Origin of the sequence: Cellulomonas sp. T2.31MG-18, from assembly GCF_964266755.1 — a bacterium.
Taxonomy (GTDB): domain Bacteria; phylum Actinomycetota; class Actinomycetes; order Actinomycetales; family Cellulomonadaceae; genus Cellulomonas.
Map to the genome: position 1 here is coordinate 1,572,327 of NZ_CAXWGW010000001.1, position 15,716 is coordinate 1,588,042.

Here is a 15,716-nt window from a genome sequence, read left to right on the forward strand (position 1 = left end):
CGTCACACCACACCGCCGCGCCGGTCCCACGTCCGGTCCTCGGTAGTGGCCCCCGGACCGCCGCACGGCGCGCCGAGGGCCTCGATCGAAGACCGCCGCGGACCCACCGGCGCACTTCGAGAACAAGGAGGGCACCCGTGGAGGGTCCCGAGATCCAGTTCGCCGAGGCCGTCATCGACAACGGCAAGTTCGGCAAGCGCACCGTCCGCTTCGAGACGGGCCGCCTGGCCAAGCAGGCCGCCGGTTCCGCCGTCGCCTACCTGGACGACCAGACGATGCTGCTGTCGGCCACGACGGCCGGCAAGCACCCCAAGGACCAGTTCGACTTCTTCCCGCTGACGGTCGACGTCGAGGAGCGGCAGTACGCCGCCGGCAAGATCCCCGGCTCGTTCTTCCGTCGCGAGGGCCGTCCCTCGACCGAGGCGATCCTGGCCTGCCGCCTGATCGACCGCCCGCTTCGCCCGCTCTTCGTCAAGGGCCTGCGCAACGAGGTCCAGGTGGTCGTCACCGTCCTCGCGCTGCACCCGGACGACGCGTACGACGTCCTGGCGATCAACGCCGCGTCCATCTCCACCCAGCTGTCCGGCCTGCCGTTCTCCGGCCCGGTCGCCGCGACCCGCATCGCGCTGGTCGACGGCCAGTGGGTCGCGTTCCCGCGGTACTCCGAGCGCGAGCGCGCCACCTTCGACATGGTCGTGGCCGGCCGCATCGTCGGTGACGACGTCGCGATCGCGATGATCGAGGCCGAGGCGCCCGAGGCGACCTGGGGCCTGGTGCACGGTGGCGGTGGCACGGTGCCGACCGAGGAGGTCGTCGCCGAGGGCCTCGAGGCCGCCAAGCCGTTCCTGCGGTCCCTGTGCCTCGCGCAGGCGGAGCTCGCCGGGCGTGCGGCCAAGGAGACTCAGGTCTTCCCGGTCTTCCCGGAGTACCAGCCGGACGCCTACGCCGCCGTCGAGTCGGCCGCGGCCGCCCGCCTGGGCGAGGCGCTGTCCATCGCGGACAAGCAGACCCGCGAGAACCGTCTCGACGAGATCAAGGCCGAGATCCAGGCCGAGCTCGCCGAGCAGTTCGAGGGCCGCGAGAAGGAGATCTCCGCCGCGTACCGCTCCGTGCAGAAGAAGCTGATCCGTCAGCGCATCCTCACCGACGGCTTCCGCATCGACGGCCGCGGCCTGCGGGACATCCGCACGCTGTCAGCCGAGGTCGAGGTGCTGCCCCGGGTGCACGGCTCGGCGCTGTTCGAGCGCGGCGAGACGCAGATCCTCGGCGTCACCACGCTGAACATGCTCCGCATGGAGCAGCAGCTGGACACGCTGTCGCCGGAGACGCGCAAGCGGTACATGCACCACTACAACTTCCCGCCGTTCTCCACCGGTGAGACGGGCCGCGTCGGCTCGCCGAAGCGCCGCGAGATCGGCCACGGCGCCCTGGCGGAGCGGGCCCTCGTGCCCGTCCTGCCGAGCCGCGAGGAGTTCCCCTACGCGATCCGTCAGGTGTCCGAGGCGCTCGGCTCCAACGGCTCGACGTCGATGGGCTCCGTCTGCGCCTCGACGCTGTCCCTGCTGAACGCCGGTGTGCCGCTGCGCGCGCCGGTCGCCGGCATCGCGATGGGCCTGGTGTCCGACACGGTCGACGGCCAGACGCGCTACGCCGCGCTGACCGACATCCTCGGTGCCGAGGACGCGTTCGGTGACATGGACTTCAAGGTGGCCGGTACGCGGGAGTTCGTCACCGCGATCCAGCTGGACACCAAGCTCGACGGCATCCCGGCGAGCGTCCTGGCCGGCGCGCTGACGCAGGCCAAGGAGGCGCGCCTGGCGATCCTCGACGTCATCGCCGAGGCGATCGACACGCCGGACGAGATGAGCCCGTTCGCGCCGCGCGTCATCACGGTGAAGGTGCCGGTCGACAAGATCGGCGAGGTCATCGGCCCGAAGGGCAAGATGATCAACCAGATCCAGGAGGAGACCGGCGCCGACATCTCGATCGAGGACGACGGCACGGTCTACATCGGCGCCACCGACGGCCCGTCGGCGGAGGCCGCGCGGGCGGCGATCAACGCGATCGCCAACCCGCACATGCCCGAGCTGGGCGAGCGCTTCGTCGGCACGGTCGTCAAGACCACCACGTTCGGTGCCTTCGTCTCGCTGTCGCCGGGCAAGGACGGGCTGCTGCACATCTCGCAGATCCGCAAGCTCGTGGGCGGCAAGCGGGTCGAGAACGTCGAGGACGTCCTCGCCGTGGGCCAGAAGGTCCAGGTGGAGATCGGCGAGATCGACCCGCGCGGCAAGCTCTCGCTGCACGCGGTGGTCGACGAGGAGGCGGCGGCTCCGGCGGCCAGCTCCGAGGAGACCGGCACCGACGCCACCGACGCGGCGCCTGCGAACGCCTGACGTGCCGCTGGACCTCCCGCTCGTCGCCTCCGGTCAGCCGGGGGCGGAGCAGTCCGCCGGGCAGGACGGCGACGCACACGTGCGTCGTTCCGTCCGGCCCGGCGGGGTCCGGGTGCTGACCGAGCACATGCCCGGTCTGCGCTCGGCGACGGTCGGCGCCTGGGTGGGCGTCGGATCGCGCGACGAGACCAGCGGGCACTTCGGCTCGACGCACTTCCTCGAGCACCTGCTGTTCAAGGGCACCGAGCGCCGCACCGCGATGGACATCGCGGAGGCGTTCGACGCCGTCGGTGGCGAGGCCAACGCCGCCACCGGCAAGGAGCACACCTCGTACTACGCGCGGGTGCTCGACGACGACCTGCCGATGGCGGTCGACGTCATCGCCGACATGGTCACCTCCGCCCGTCTGGACACGGACGAGCTGGAGACGGAGCGCGGGGTCATCCTCGAAGAGCTCGCGATGAACGACGACGACCCGTCCGACGTGGCGCACGAGCAGTTCGCCACGGCGGTCTTCGGGTCGCACGCGCTCGGCCGACCCATCGGTGGCACGCCGCAGACCATCCGCGACGTCCCGAGGGACGCCGTGTGGGAGCACTACCGCCAGCACTACCGGCCGGCGACCCTGGTGGTCACCGCAGCCGGCGGCGTGGACCACGACGCGTTGTGCCAGCAGGTGCTGCGCGCACTGCCGGCCGGTGGTTGGTCGCTGGACGACCACGCCGTGCCCGTCGGGCGTCGCGTCGGTGGTGACCGCCTCCTCGCGGGCGAGCTCGGCATCCCGTCGGACGGCACGGAGCTGACGGTCCGTCGACCCACCGAGCAGGCGAACGTCATCGTCGGCGGCCTGTGCCTGACCGCCACGGACGACCGCCGATTCGCCCTGACCGTGCTGAACGCCGTGCTCGGCGGCGGCATGTCGTCGCGCCTGTTCCAGGAGATCCGCGAGAAGCGGGGGCTGGCGTACTCGACGTACTCGTTCTCGTCCGGCCACGCGGAGACGGGGCTGTTCGGCCTGTACGCCGGGTGCACGCCGGCCAAGGTCGACGAGGTGACGTCGCTGCTGGTCCTCGAGCTGGAGAAGCTGGCGCAGGACCCGATCACGCCGGCCGAGCTCCGGCGGTCCATCGGACAGGTGTCCGGCGGCCTGGTGCTCGGCATGGAGGACACGGGCTCCCGGATGAGCCGGCTCGGCCGCGCGGAGCTGGTGCACGGCGAGCTGCTCAGCACGGACGAGTCGCTCGAGCGGATCCGCGCGGTGACGGCGGCGGACATCCAGTCCCTGGCCGTCCTGCTGGCGGCACAGCCGCGCAGCGTCGTCCGCGTCGGCCCGTTCGGAGACTGAGCCGTCAGCCCAGGCGCTCGGCGTCGGCCGCAGCAGGCACCGGCGGCTCGGAGGGCCCGAGCGCACCGACCGCCCAGACCATGCCGGGCCGCCACGCGACGAGCACGGCACATGCGAGGAGGCTCGCAGCCGCCTGCGCCAGCAGCAGGTCGTCGCCACCGGCGAGCCACGACTGCACGGGCATGACCACGGCAGGCAGCGCGGCCGCGCCGGCCCCCGCCACACCCAGCGGGCCGGTGCCCGAGGCGAGCCCCGCCGCCGCCAAGGAGAGGGTGAGCCACCAGAGCGGGCCTGCGGCCGCGGTCCACTCGATCGACGACATCGCGGAGAACCGTGCGGAGAGTGTCAGGACCACCGTCACGGCACCGGCCGTCGCCGCGGCAGCGGGGAGCGCGACCAGTGCGGCACCGAGCGGGGACATCCGCACCGGTGCCGGTGCGCGCACGGAAGCACGGTCCCCGCTCTCCTCATCCAAGCGGCCCTTCCACCCGTCCCGGGCACCGAGGACCGCCGCTCCGGCGAGGAAGAGGGCCGACAGGACCGGATAACCCCACGCAGGGGTCAGGCCGAGGCGCCAGTAGCCGTCACCGTTCGGCACGAGGGGAATGTCGGGTCCGGGCCAGGTGTCCACCAGCCGCAGCCCGTGCGGCCACGTCGCCACAGCCAAGGCGGTGCCGACTGCGACCGCACCGAGCGCGGCCCACGCCGGCAGCCATCGCGCGCCGGTGCCCGCCCGTCCGCGACCCGCGCACCAGAGGGCGAGTGCGAACGGTGCCACCATCCGCAGCCACCCGACCGCGAGCCGGGCGGCGTCCGCGAGGCCCGGCTGGATGTGCACGCCGAGCGCCGTCCACACTGCGGCGTCGACGTGGATGCACCACGCGGCGAGCAAGGAGCCACCGACCAGCCCGACGACCAGGATCGCGAGCAGGTCGCGGACGGCGTGCACGAGCGATGCGCGAAGGGACGCCACGACCACGCATCGTCCTCTCGATGCCCGCTCGTGGTGGGCTGTCCGCGCGACACAATGGCGTCATGGCCGTGGCCGAGGTGACGTACCGGCGAATCGAGGTGCCCGACTCGCTGCGCGGCGTCGTCGAGCACGTCTGGGTGCTGCACCAGCCCGGAGGTCCGGGCGACACCGAGGTGCTGCTTCCCGACGGCCGCGGCCTGGTGCTGCTGACCGCCGGCGCCACCGGCCTGCTCGTCGACCCGCTCACGGGTGAGCGCCGGCCCGAGGAGCCCGAGCTCCGCGGCCCGTGGACGCACGCGCTGGTGCGCACGCAGACGGGCCCGGGCGTGCGGCTGGGCCTCCAGCTGCACCCGCTCGGTCCCGCGCGGCTGGGCGGTGGGCGCCCGATCGCGGACCGGGCGCTGCCGCTGGCGGACGTCGTCGGGCCGGTCGCGGACGACGCCTCACGTCTGCTCGCGGCGGGCGCGGAGGACGACGCGGCCCGTCTGCTGCTCGACGCGTTTGCCCGGCAGCCGATCGAGCGCTCCGCGGACCTGGACCGCCTGGACGACGTGGTCGCCCGCGTGGACCAGGAGCGTGGGCTGGTGCGTCCGGTCGACCTGGCCGCGTTCGCGGGCGTGCAGCTTGCGGAGCTCCATCGCTGGTGCGTCGCGCTGCTCGGCATGGCCCCGGCCGCCTACCTGTCGGCCGTGCGGTTCTCCTCGTACGTGCGTGAACGGGTCGGCGCCGGGCCGGTGCGGCTCGAGGCGGCCGTTGCGGCGCTGCGCTGGTTCATGGACCCGGCGTACCCGCCGAGAGAGGTCGAACGGTTCACCGGGCTGGCGCCGGCGGACCTGCGCCGCCTCGTGGAGCGGCTCGGCCGTCCGACGTCCTGACGGCGGGGACGTGCGTCGGCACGCCAGCCGACGCACGCAGCGCGCCTGAGCCCCATGGGTAGGGTGGCTCCCCGTGACCGACGAGATCCGGGTAGCCGTGCTCGGCGCCCACGGGCGCATGGGGTCGACCGTCTCGCAGGCGGTGGACGCCGCGCCGGACCTGCAGCTGGTGGCGCAGGTCGACGCCGACGGTGACCTCAGCGCCGTGTCGCAGGCCGGTGCCCAGGTAGCCGTCGACTTCACCGTCCCGAGCGTCACCGAGCAGAACGTGCACGCGTTGATCGACCGCGGCGTGCACGTCGTCGTCGGGACGACGGGCTGGACCGACGAGGCGCTCGACCGGGTGCGCGACCACCTGGTGCACGCCCCGGGCATCGGCGTCCTCGTGGCCCCCAACTTCGCGCTCGGCGCCGTGCTCGCCGAGTCGTTCGCCGCCCAGGCTGCGCGCTGGTTCGAGTCGGTCGAGGTGGTCGAGCTGCATCACCCCGACAAGGTCGACGCACCGTCCGGTACCGCACGTGCCACGGCGCGAGCCATCGCCGCTGCACGTGCCGCCGCTGGCCGAGGTCCCGTCCCGGACGCCACGACGCAGTCGCTCGACGGTGCGCGCGGCGCCGAGGTCGAGGGGATCCATGTGCACGCCGTCCGGCTGCGCGGGCTCACGGCGCACCAGGAGGTGCTGCTCGGCAACCCGGGGGAGCAGCTGACCATCCGCCACGACTCGTTCGACCGCACCAGCTTCATGCCCGGGGTGCTGCTCGGTGTGCGCCGTGTGGGCAGCCTCCCCGGGCTGACCGTCGGGCTGGCGCCGTTGCTCGGCCTGGGCACGGCGTGACCGCGCAGCCCGACCGGCCGCCGGCCCGGCGCCGGTACACCGGGTTGGTCGGTGCGGTGCTGGTCACCGCCCTGCTGGCCGTGTGGGTGTGGCTGGTGGGGGTGCGCTCGGTCCAGCTGATCGCCACCGGCCGGGCGGTCGGCATCGCCCTCGGCACGGCGTTCCTGGTCTTTCCCCTGCTGGTCATCGCCCTGATCGTCCGGGAGTGGCTGCTCGCGGTGGACGTGCAGCGGATGGCGGACGAGCTGGACAGTGCCGGTGAGCTGCCGGTGGACGACCTGCCGCGGTCACCCGGCGGACGGGTCGACCGCCAGGTGGCGCGACAGCGGTTCGAGCCTGCCCGGCAGGCCGTCGAGGCCGCCCCGGACGACTGGCGCGCGTGGTACCGCCTGGCGTTCGCGTACGACGCGGCCGGGGACCGACGTCGTGCCCGTGGCTCCCTGCGCCGCGCGAGCCGGCTGCACCGGGGACGCGAGCAGTCCTAGCTCCCGGCCCGCCTCGATCGACCGGCGTCCCTAGATCGAGGCGTACCAGCGGCGTTCCCGCACCACGAAAGCCTCGCCACCGGGACCTTCTCCCGAGCTGAGGTCCCGGACGGCACCGTCCGGTCCCATCCCGGCCCCGGCAAGGAAGCGGTCGCGTGCCTCGTCGCCGTCGATCACCCAGGTCTGGACCTGGTCGGCACCGTCCCCGCGCAGCAGGTCGACGGCGGCCGCCAGCAGGCGGGAGCCATGGCCGGCACGCTGCTCCGGCGGGTCCACCTCGAGCGCGAGGATCACGCCGCCCGGTGCGGCCAAGGGTTCGCCCTCCGGCGGCGGGACGGGTGCGACGGCGGCGAAGCCCACCACGCGCGGCCCCGCGCACGCCACGAGGACGCGATACCCGGGAGCCGGCGGCATCCGGACCGCCTGCGCCCAGCGCTCCACGAAGGCGCCCTCGTCGAAGCTCTCCAGCACCTCCTGCCCGAGGGTCGCCGCGTGCGCCGACCGCCAGGCGGCGAGCTGGATGCGGGCCACCTCGCGCTCGTCGCCGGCGACGGCCGGCCGGACCGAGACGTCGGCGTGCGCACCGTCCGCGTGCGCGCCCTCCGCGTGGTGGCCGTTCACAGCGCCACGTACATCGGGTCGACGTACTCCTCGATGCCGGCCTCGCCGCCCTCGCGGCCGAGACCGGAGTGCTTCACCCCGCCGAACGGTGCCGACGCGTCCGACACCATGCCGCGGTTCACCCCGAGCATGCCGGCGTCGATGCGCTCGGTCAGGCGCATCACCCGGCCGACGTCACGGGTGTACGCGTACGCGACCAGGCCGAAGGGCGTCGCGTTGGCCAGGTCGACGCCCTCGTCCTCGGAACCGAACCGCAGCACCGGGGCCACCGGTCCGAACACCTCCTCGGTCACCACCCGCATGTCCGGCGTCACGCCGTCCAGGACCGTGGGCAGGTAGAACCAGCCGCGTCCCTCGGATCGCACCCCGCCGACGCGCACCTGGGCACCCGCGTCGTCCGCCTGCTGCACCACCTCGGTCACCCGGTCGACGGCGCTCTGCTGGATCAGTGGGCCCACCGTGGTGCCCGGTCGGTCGCCGGGGCCGACGACGAGCCGTCCGAACGCCTCCGTCAGCCTCGCAGTGAACTCCTCGGCGACCCCTTCCTGCACCAGGAACCGGTTGGCCGCGACGCACGTCTGGCCCGAGTTGCGCATCTTCGCGGCCACGGCGCCCTCGACGGCCGCGTCGAGGTCGGCGTCGTCGAAGACGAGGAAGGGCGCGTTGCCGCCGAGCTCCATCGACGTGCGCAGGATCCCGTCCGCCGCCTGCTTCAGCAGCGATGCGCCGACCTCCGTCGAGCCGGTGAAGGACAGCTTGCGCAGGCGCGGGTCCGCGAGCAGCGGTCGGGAGATGCGGGAGGCGGACGACGACGGCACCACGTTCACCACCCCGGTCGGCAGGTGGCGGGCCGCCAGCTCGGCCCGCACGATCTCTGCGACCAGGGCGGTGGTCAGAGGCGTCAGCTGTGCCGGCTTCACCACCACGCTGCAGCCGGCGGCGAGCGCCGGTGCGAGCTTGCGGGCGATCATCGCGATCGGGAAGTTCCACGGCGTGATCAGCAGTGCCGGGCCGACCGGCTTGCGCAGCACCAGCTGGTGGTGCGTGCCGGCGGGAGCGCGCCGCGCCAGGCCCTCCATCCGCACCGCCTGCTCCGCGAACCAGCGGACGTAGTCCGCGGCGTAGGCCACCTCGGCACGCGACTCGGCCAGGGGCTTGCCGCCCTCCGCGGTGATCACCGCGGCGATCTCGTCGGTCCGGGCCGTGATCGCCTCGAACACCGACCGGAGCAGCTCGCTGCGGTCGCGGGGCGCGACGGTCCGCCACTCCCGGAAGGCCGCGTCGGCGGCGGTCAGGGCGTCGAGGGCGTCCTGCTCACCGGCGTCGGACACCTCCGCCAGCACGTCGGTCGTCGCCGGGTCGTGGACGGCGAACGTGCCGCCCGAGCCGGCGGCTCGCCACTCGCCACCGATCAGCAGCCCGGTGGGCAGGTCGGCCGGCAGTGCGGACCCAGCGGTGGGCGGTGAGGACGACGAGGCGGTCATGGCCCCCAGTCTCGCCGTGCGAGCCCCCGATGTCCTCCCGCGTCCGCGACCTACGATGTCCGCCATGACGAGCCCGGTCGACGCGTCCGTGCCGACGCCGTACGAGGACCTGCTGCGCCGGGTGCTGGAGACGGGGACGCGGAAGGCGGACCGGACCGGGACGGGGACCCGCAGCCTGTTCGGTGCACAGCTGCGGTTCGACCTGCAGGCCGGGTTCCCTCTGGTGACGACGAAGCGGGTGCACCTGCGGTCGGTCGTCTACGAGCTGCTGTGGTTCCTGCGCGGGGACTCGAACGTCCACTGGCTCCAGGAGCACGGCGTGTCGATCTGGGACGAGTGGGCCGCACCGGACGGTGAGCTCGGCCCCGTGTACGGCGTGCAGTGGCGGTCCTGGCCGACGCCGGACGGCGGCCACGTCGACCAGCTCGCGGCCGTGCTCGACGGTCTGCGCCGCGACCCGGACTCGCGCCGGCACCTCGTCTCCGCGTGGAACGTCGCCCAGATCCCGCAGATGGCGCTGGCTCCGTGCCACGCGATGTTCCAGTTCTACGTCGCCGACGGACGCCTCTCGTGCCAGCTGTACCAGCGGTCGGCGGACATGTTCCTCGGGGTGCCGTTCAACATCGCCTCGTACGCGCTGCTCACCCACATGGTGGCCCAGCAGGTGGAGCTGGAGGTCGGCGACTTCGTGTGGACCGGCGGCGACTGCCACGTCTACGACAACCACGTCGACCAGGTCCGCGAGCAGCTGTCCCGCGCGCCGTTCCCGGCGCCGCGACTGGAGCTGGACCGTGCGCCGTCGCTGTTCGACTACACCTACGAGGACGTGCACGTGCTGGACTACCAGCACCACCCGGCGATCAAGGCGCCGGTGGCGGTGTGAGCCTCGCGCTCGTCTGGGCGCAGACGGCGGACGGGGTGATCGGCCGGGACGGCACGCTGCCGTGGCACCTGCCGGAGGACCTGGCCCGCTTCCGCCGGCTCACCGCCGGACATGCCGTGGTGATGGGCCGTCGGACGTGGGAGTCGCTGCCGGAGCGGATGCGGCCCCTCCCGGACCGCCGCAACATCGTGCTCTCGCGTGACGTGGCGTACCGCGCCGCGGGCGCGCAGGTGTGCCCGTCGCTGGAGGCCGCGCTCGAGCTGGTCGGGGCCGACGAGGAGACGTGGGTCATCGGCGGAGCGGCGCTGTTCGCGGAGACGATCACGCGTGCCGACCGCCTCGAGGTGACCGACGTCGACCTCGACGTACCCGGTGACACCTACGCGCCGCTGGTGGATCCGGTCCGCTGGCGTCCCGTCGGGGTCGCCGGCGCCCAGCCGTTCGAGGCGGAGGGGTCCCGCGAGGCGGCCCTCGACGGCGGTCCGTGGCTCGTCTCGCGGACGGGGACGCGGTACCGGTTCCGCTCCTACGCCCGCGCGGACGCGTCCGGGACGCCGGGGACCGGGGCGGTAGCGTGACCCCATGCCCGCCGTGACGTCCTCCACCCGTCCCTTCGGGTCCGTGCTCACCGCGATGGTCACCCCGATGACGCCGGACGGCGCCGTCGACGTGGCCGCTGCCGTCGCGCTCGCGCAGCACCTGGTGGACCAGGGCAACGACGGTCTCGTGCTCAGCGGCACCACCGGCGAGGCGCCGACCACGCACGCACCGGAGAAGGCAGAGCTGGTCTCCGCGGTCGTCGAGGCCGTCGGCGACCGCGCCTTCGTCGTCGCCGGCGCCGGGTCCAACGACACGGCGCACGCGGTGCGGATGGCCGAGCAGGCCGCGGACGCCGGCGCACACGGTCTGCTGGTCGTGAGCCCGTACTACTCACGTCCGTCGCAGGACGGCCTCGCGACGCACATCGAGTCGGTCGCCGACGCCACCGAGCTCCCGGTGATGGTCTACGACATCCCGGGCCGTGCCGGGGTCCGCGTGCAGCCTGCGACGCTGGACCGGCTGGCCGAGCACCCCCGCATCGTCGCCGTCAAGGACGCGACGGGCGACACCTACGGTGCCGCGAAGGCGATCGAGCGCACCGGCCTGGCGTGGTACTCCGGCGACGACTCGGCGTTCCTCACGCTGCTCGCCGTGGGCGCCGTCGGCATCGTGTCCGTCGTCGGCCACGTCGCCACCCCCGGCCTCGCCACCATCGCCCGCTGCTGGGTGTCCGGCGACCACGCCGGTGCGCTCGCGGCGTTCCGCCAGATCATGCCCGCGGTCGACGCCCTCAACGGTGCCGGCATGCAGGCTCCCACCGCCAAGGCAGCGCTCCAGCTGCTCGGCCTGCTGCCCAGCCGGGCCACCCGGCTGCCGATCGTGCCGCTCAGCGACGCCGAGCTCGGTGCGCTGCGCACGGACCTGGTGCGCGCAGGCCTGCTCGACCTCGTCGCCGGCTGACCGGCGCCCCTCTGACAGGAGTCCCGTGAGCCACCCCCACCCCGAACTCACCCTGCCCCCGGCCCTGGCGGCCGGCGCCCTGCGCATCGTCCCGCTCGGCGGCCTCGGTGAGGTGGGCCGCAACATGTCGGTCCTCGAGTTCGACGGTCGCCTGCTGGTCATCGACTGCGGCGTGCTGTTCCCCGAGGACAACCAGCCCGGCGTCGACCTGATCCTCCCGGACTTCGACTACATCCGGGACCGGCTGGACGACATCGAGGCGATCGTCCTCACGCACGGCCACGAGGACCACATCGGCGCGGTGCCCTACCTGCTGCGGCTGCGCCAGGACATCCCTCTGGTCGGCTCCCAGCTGACGCTGGCCTTCGTCGAGGCCAAGCTCAAGGAGCACCGGATCACGCCGCTGACCCTGCCCGTGCGCGAGGGGCAGACCGAGCAGCTCGGCGTCTTCGAGTGCGAGTTCGTCGCCGTCAACCACTCGATCCCGGACGCGCTGGCGGTCGCGGTGCGGACGCCGGCGGGCACGGTGCTCAACACCGGCGACTTCAAGATGGACCAGCTCCCGCTGGACGGGCGCATCACGGACCTGCGCGCGTTCGCGAGGCTGGGCGAGCAGGGGGTCGACCTGTTCATGGTCGACTCGACCAACGCCGAGGTCCCCGGGTTCGTGACGGGCGAGCGCGAGATCGGCCCCGTGCTGGACCGGGTGTTCGCCGAGTCGACCCGCCGGATCATCGTCGCCTCGTTCGCCTCGCACGTGCACCGCGTCCAGCAGGTGCTCGACGCTGCCGCGATGCACGAGCGCCGGGTCGCGCTGGTGGGGCGCTCGATGGTCCGCAACATGACGATCGCGGCCGAGCTGGGCTACCTGCACGTCCCGGAGGGAGTGCTGGTCGACCAGAAGCAGGTCGACGACCTGCCGGACGACCAGGTCGTCTTCATGTGCACCGGGTCCCAGGGCGAGCCGATGGCGGCGCTGTCGCGCATCGCGAACGGCGACCACCGCATCAGCGTCGGCCCCGGCGACACGGTGATCCTGGCCTCGAGCCTGATCCCCGGGAACGAGAACGCCGTGTTCCGCGTCATCAACGGCCTGACCCGGCTCGGTGCGCGCGTCGTGCACTCCGGCAACGCCAAGGTGCACGTCTCCGGGCACGCCAGCGCCGGTGAGCTGCTCTACGTCTACAACGTCCTGCGGCCGCGCAACGTGATGCCGATCCACGGCGAGGTGCGGCACCTCGTTGCGAACGCCGCGCTGGCCGTCCGCACCGGCGTCCCCGCCGACCGCGTGGTCCTGGCGGAGGACGGTGTGGTGGTCGACCTGGTCGACGGCCGCGCCTCCGTGGCCGGTGCCGTGCCGTGCGGCTACGTCTACGTCGACGGCTCGAGCGTGGGCGGGATCACCGAGGCCGAGCTGAAGGACCGCCGGATCCTGGGCGACGAGGGCTTCGTGTCCATCTTCGCCGTCGTCAGCTCGGCGGACGGCAAGGTGCTCGCCGGGCCTCAGATCCACGCGCGCGGTGTCGCCGAGCAGGACTCCGTGTTCGATGCCGTGCTGCCGGAGCTGTCCGCGGCACTGGAGGAGGCGGCCAGGTCGAGCTCGGTCGACACGTACCAGCTGCAGCAGGTGGTGCGCCGGGTGGTCGGCCGGTTCGTGGCGAGCCGCCTGCGGCGTCGGCCGATGATCATCCCGGTGGTCGTCGAGGCCTGACCCCGGTGGTCGTCGAGGCCTGACCGCGCCGCCGACGCGCGAGCACGTCAGCGCGTCGGCGCCGCCCGGTCCCGGCCTCCTGGTCGGTCCGCCGGCTCGTCGTCGCCATCGGCGGTGGCCGGTACGGCGACGGCAACCTCACCGCCGCCCAGGTCCGCCGTGGACCGCCCGCCGACCGCGCGCGCGACGCGGCGCAGCACCAGCGCACCCACCGTCAGGACGAGGCCCACGCCGCCGGCAGCGAGGAAGCCGGCTCGTGGACCGACGTGGTCGATCACCAGCCCGCCGAGCGGTGCGCCGAGCGCGGCACCCACGGTGTTGGCCGTCCCGCTCCAGCCCATCACCTCGCCGCGTCGGCTCTCCGGCACCGAGCGGACCAGGGCGGCGTTGATCGCCGACAGGCTCGCGGCGCACGGCAGGCCGGCGACGACGACGGCCACGGCGAGCTGCGCCTGCGTCGTGGCGAGGGCTGCGGGCAGCGTGAGGGCGGCGAGCAGGGCGACGAGCGCCAGGGGGTGCACCTCCCGCCGGCCACCGCCGTAGACCAGCCCGCCGATGACGGAGCCGAGGCACCACAGCGCGATCATCCAGCCGACCGAGGCCTCGTGGCCGGTGCTGCGCAGGGCGGCGATGATCGACACGTCCGTGCCGTTGAGGACGAGCGCCGCGGCGGTGCAGGCACCCAGGATCACCAGCAGCCCCGGAGTGGCCAACGCCCGCGCACCGCGACCGACCATGTGGCCCTCCGGATCCCCGGCCGGCTGCGCGTCGACGTCCGCCCCCCGAGGCGAGGTGGTGGGCGGGTCGAACCACATGAGCAGCAGCCCGGCGCCGACCGTCGCGACGCCGATCACCGTGAGGGCGAGCGTGCTGGACGCCCTGGTCGCCAGCACCACGCCGATGGCCGGCGCCAGCATGAAGGTGAGCTCGGTGGCGACCGAGTCGAGCGCGAAGGCCGTGCGCTGCTGACCCAGGGGGACCAGCGCGGCCAGCGACTGACGAACCACCGAGAACACCGGCACCAGGAAGAGCCCGGCGACGAACACCGCGCCGAGCAGCGGCACGTACTCGAGCCGCGGTGCGACCAGCCAGACCGCCGACTCGACGACGACCGACGGCAGCAGGGCGCGTCGCAGCCCGAGCCGGTCGACCCGTCGACCCCGCCACGGTGCGCCGATCGCCATCCCGACGGTCATCGCCCCGGCCGCGAGACCGGCGCGCCCGTAGCCGAGGTGCAGGTGCCCCACGACGTGGAGGGTCAGCACCACTCCGGTCATCGCGTGGGGGACCCGTGCAACCAGAGCGACGAGCACCAGCGGTGTCACGCCGGGCAGGCGCAGCAACCGTCGGTACGGGCTCTCAGGCATGCGGACGACCCTCTCACCGGCCTCCGACAGGCGACAAACGACTTTGCGCCGGCACCGTCCGTGCCCGGGCGGGAGGCCCGACGCCCTCAGGACTGTGCCGGGCACTGCTCCGGCTCGTCGGTCCGCCGCGGCGCCGCGGCAGACGCAGCCCCCACGGCCGGAGCAGCGGTCACGGTCGACGCAGCCGCCACCACCATGGGTTCCGTGCCGCGCCGGCGCACCGAACCGGTGCCCCGCGAGCCGCGCCGGGACGCCGCTGCGGACCCCGCCAGGATCAGCGCGGTCGCCAGCAGCACGGTGAGCGTGACGGGCTCGTGGAGCACCGCTGCGCCGAGCGCGACGGCGACCACGGGGTTCAGGTAGGCGACCAGCGTCGACCGTGCGGCACCGACCTCGGCGATGAGGCGGAAGAACAGCACGAACGCGAGACCGGTGCAGACGACGCCGAGCGCGAGCAGCGCCAGCGCGGCGTGCAGTCCGGGCAGGTGCGGGTGCCCGGTCAGCAGCGTGAACGGCAGGTACAGCAGAGCGGTCAGACCCAGGCAGGTGGCGGTGAGGGGGATGGTCGGCACGTCGCGGAGGTAGCGGTCCGCGATGATCGGTGCGGTGGCGTAGCCCAGCGCCGCGAGAAGCACCTGGACGACGGCCCACGGGTCGTTCGCTGCCGCCCCGGGTCCGAGCAGCAGCACGATGCCGCCGAGCGCGACGGCCAGCCCCGCCCATCGGACCGCGGCCACGGGCTGCCGGTCGACGACGCGGCCGAGCACGACGGCGACGACCGGCACGGTCGCCACCAGGAGGCCGGTCGTCGAGCTGGTGAGCGTGCGCTCCGCGTTGGACAGCAGGATCCAGGGCAGGACGATCTCGAGGACGGCGAAGCCGAGGACCGCCGGCCAGTGCCCGCGCAGCGCCCGCAGACCTCCGAAGCGGCGGGCGAACGGCAGGAGCAGCAGCGCCCCGACGGCGGTTCGGGCGAAGACGACGTCGACCGGGCTCACATCGGCCACGGCGACCTTGATGAGCAGGTACGGGACGCCCCAGATCACACCCATGGCGGCCAGCAGCAGCGCGCCGCGCCGGCTCATTCGGCGCCGTCCCGGTCGGGGCGTCCCGCACCGCGACGGCGGGACGGATCGGTGGGGGTGGGGTCGTCTGGCTGCAGCTGCGGGACGCCGGTCGCCGGCCGTCGGGTCGTCACGGGCACCACCGTAGGCGAGGCCACCGACACGGCCGCTGCCGCCCGT

The 15,716-nt window shown here is 73.7% G+C and carries 14 protein-coding genes; 9 read left to right on the plus strand and 5 right to left on the minus strand.

Features of this window, described 5'->3' with window-relative positions:
• Positions 1 to 137: 137 nt before the first annotated feature.
• A complete protein-coding gene (locus tag ACFQTY_RS07305) occupies positions 138 to 2,393 on the plus strand; it encodes a polyribonucleotide nucleotidyltransferase (protein WP_378098875.1) in 2,256 nt (751 codons plus the stop codon).
• 1 nt (position 2,394) lies between these two features.
• Positions 2,395 to 3,738 carry a M16 family metallopeptidase gene (locus tag ACFQTY_RS07310; protein ID WP_378098877.1) on the plus strand — a complete coding sequence of 448 codons (1,344 nt, stop codon included), beginning with the start codon at positions 2,395 to 2,397 and terminating at the stop codon, positions 3,736 to 3,738.
• Between the two features lie 4 nt (positions 3,739 to 3,742).
• Here ACFQTY_RS07310 and ACFQTY_RS07315 read toward each other — a convergent pair whose 3' ends face one another.
• Complete coding sequence (locus ACFQTY_RS07315) at positions 3,743 to 4,711, minus strand: hypothetical protein (protein WP_378098879.1); 969 nt, start codon at positions 4,709 to 4,711, stop codon at positions 3,743 to 3,745.
• Positions 4,712 to 4,773: 62 nt separating this feature from the next.
• On the opposite strand from ACFQTY_RS07315, the gene ACFQTY_RS07320 reads away from it, so the two are divergent.
• From ACFQTY_RS07320 to ACFQTY_RS07330, 3 genes are all read left to right on the plus strand, one after another.
• Positions 4,774 to 5,586 (plus strand): hypothetical protein, encoded by an 813-nt coding sequence (locus ACFQTY_RS07320; RefSeq protein WP_378098881.1) that lies wholly within the window; start codon positions 4,774 to 4,776, stop codon positions 5,584 to 5,586.
• Between the two features lie 73 nt (positions 5,587 to 5,659).
• On the plus strand, positions 5,660 to 6,421 hold the full coding sequence (gene dapB, locus ACFQTY_RS07325) for a 4-hydroxy-tetrahydrodipicolinate reductase (protein WP_378098883.1): 762 nt from the start codon (positions 5,660 to 5,662) through the stop codon (positions 6,419 to 6,421).
• The gene (locus ACFQTY_RS07330) at positions 6,418 to 6,906 is read left to right on the plus strand and encodes a tetratricopeptide repeat protein (protein WP_378098885.1); all 489 of its coding nucleotides are present in this window, start codon (positions 6,418 to 6,420) and stop codon (positions 6,904 to 6,906) included. The genes dapB and ACFQTY_RS07330 overlap by 4 nt, the downstream gene beginning before the upstream one ends.
• A gap of 30 nt (positions 6,907 to 6,936) precedes the next feature.
• On the opposite strand, the gene ACFQTY_RS07335 is transcribed toward ACFQTY_RS07330, so the two are convergent.
• Complete coding sequence (locus tag ACFQTY_RS07335) at positions 6,937 to 7,527, minus strand: GNAT family N-acetyltransferase (RefSeq protein WP_378098887.1); 591 nt, start codon at positions 7,525 to 7,527, stop codon at positions 6,937 to 6,939.
• Positions 7,524 to 9,011, minus strand: a complete 1,488-nt coding sequence (locus ACFQTY_RS07340; RefSeq protein WP_378098889.1) for an NAD-dependent succinate-semialdehyde dehydrogenase — start codon at positions 9,009 to 9,011, stop codon at positions 7,524 to 7,526. The genes ACFQTY_RS07335 and ACFQTY_RS07340 overlap by 4 nt, the downstream gene beginning before the upstream one ends.
• A 64-nt stretch (positions 9,012 to 9,075) precedes the next feature.
• On the opposite strand from ACFQTY_RS07340, the gene ACFQTY_RS07345 reads away from it, so the two are divergent.
• Genes ACFQTY_RS07345 through ACFQTY_RS07360 form a run of 4 tightly spaced genes read left to right on the plus strand, consistent with a single transcriptional unit; the run spans position 9,076 to position 13,105 of the window.
• Positions 9,076 to 9,894 (plus strand): thymidylate synthase, encoded by an 819-nt coding sequence (locus ACFQTY_RS07345; RefSeq protein WP_378098891.1) that lies wholly within the window; start codon positions 9,076 to 9,078, stop codon positions 9,892 to 9,894.
• A complete protein-coding gene (locus ACFQTY_RS07350) occupies positions 9,891 to 10,472 on the plus strand; it encodes a dihydrofolate reductase (RefSeq protein WP_378098893.1) in 582 nt (193 codons plus the stop codon). The genes ACFQTY_RS07345 and ACFQTY_RS07350 overlap by 4 nt, the downstream gene beginning before the upstream one ends.
• Positions 10,473 to 10,476: 4 nt before the next feature.
• A complete protein-coding gene (gene dapA, locus ACFQTY_RS07355; protein WP_291758655.1) occupies positions 10,477 to 11,394 on the plus strand; it encodes a 4-hydroxy-tetrahydrodipicolinate synthase in 918 nt (305 codons plus the stop codon).
• 25 nt (positions 11,395 to 11,419) lie between these two features.
• Positions 11,420 to 13,105: a ribonuclease J gene (locus tag ACFQTY_RS07360; RefSeq protein WP_337972999.1), complete on the plus strand. Its 1,686-nt coding sequence runs from the start codon at positions 11,420 to 11,422 to the stop codon at positions 13,103 to 13,105.
• Between the two features lie 47 nt (positions 13,106 to 13,152).
• On the opposite strand, the gene ACFQTY_RS07365 is transcribed toward ACFQTY_RS07360, so the two are convergent.
• Entirely contained in the window at positions 13,153 to 14,472 is a 1,320-nt protein-coding gene (locus tag ACFQTY_RS07365) for an MFS transporter (protein WP_378098896.1), read from the minus strand.
• An 86-nt stretch (positions 14,473 to 14,558) separates the two neighbouring features.
• Positions 14,559 to 15,557 (minus strand): DMT family transporter, encoded by a 999-nt coding sequence (locus ACFQTY_RS07370; RefSeq protein WP_378098898.1) that lies wholly within the window; start codon positions 15,555 to 15,557, stop codon positions 14,559 to 14,561.
• Positions 15,558 to 15,716 lie beyond the last annotated feature (159 nt).

What these genes read in the sequence shown, in the direction of transcription:
- ACFQTY_RS07320 (WP_378098881.1), top strand. Translation starts at nt 4,774, where the DNA reads ATGGCCGTGGCCGAGGTGACGTACCGGCGAATCGAGGTGCCCGACTCG.
- ACFQTY_RS07340 (WP_378098889.1), bottom strand. Translation starts at nt 9,011, where the DNA reads ATGACCGCCTCGTCGTCCTCACCGCCCACCGCTGGGTCCGCACTGCCG.
- ACFQTY_RS07345 (WP_378098891.1), top strand. Translation starts at nt 9,076, where the DNA reads ATGACGAGCCCGGTCGACGCGTCCGTGCCGACGCCGTACGAGGACCTG.
- dapA (WP_291758655.1), top strand. Translation starts at nt 10,477, where the DNA reads ATGCCCGCCGTGACGTCCTCCACCCGTCCCTTCGGGTCCGTGCTCACC.
- ACFQTY_RS07365 (WP_378098896.1), bottom strand. Translation starts at nt 14,472, where the DNA reads ATGCCTGAGAGCCCGTACCGACGGTTGCTGCGCCTGCCCGGCGTGACA.
- ACFQTY_RS07370 (WP_378098898.1), bottom strand. Translation starts at nt 15,557, where the DNA reads ATGAGCCGGCGCGGCGCGCTGCTGCTGGCCGCCATGGGTGTGATCTGG.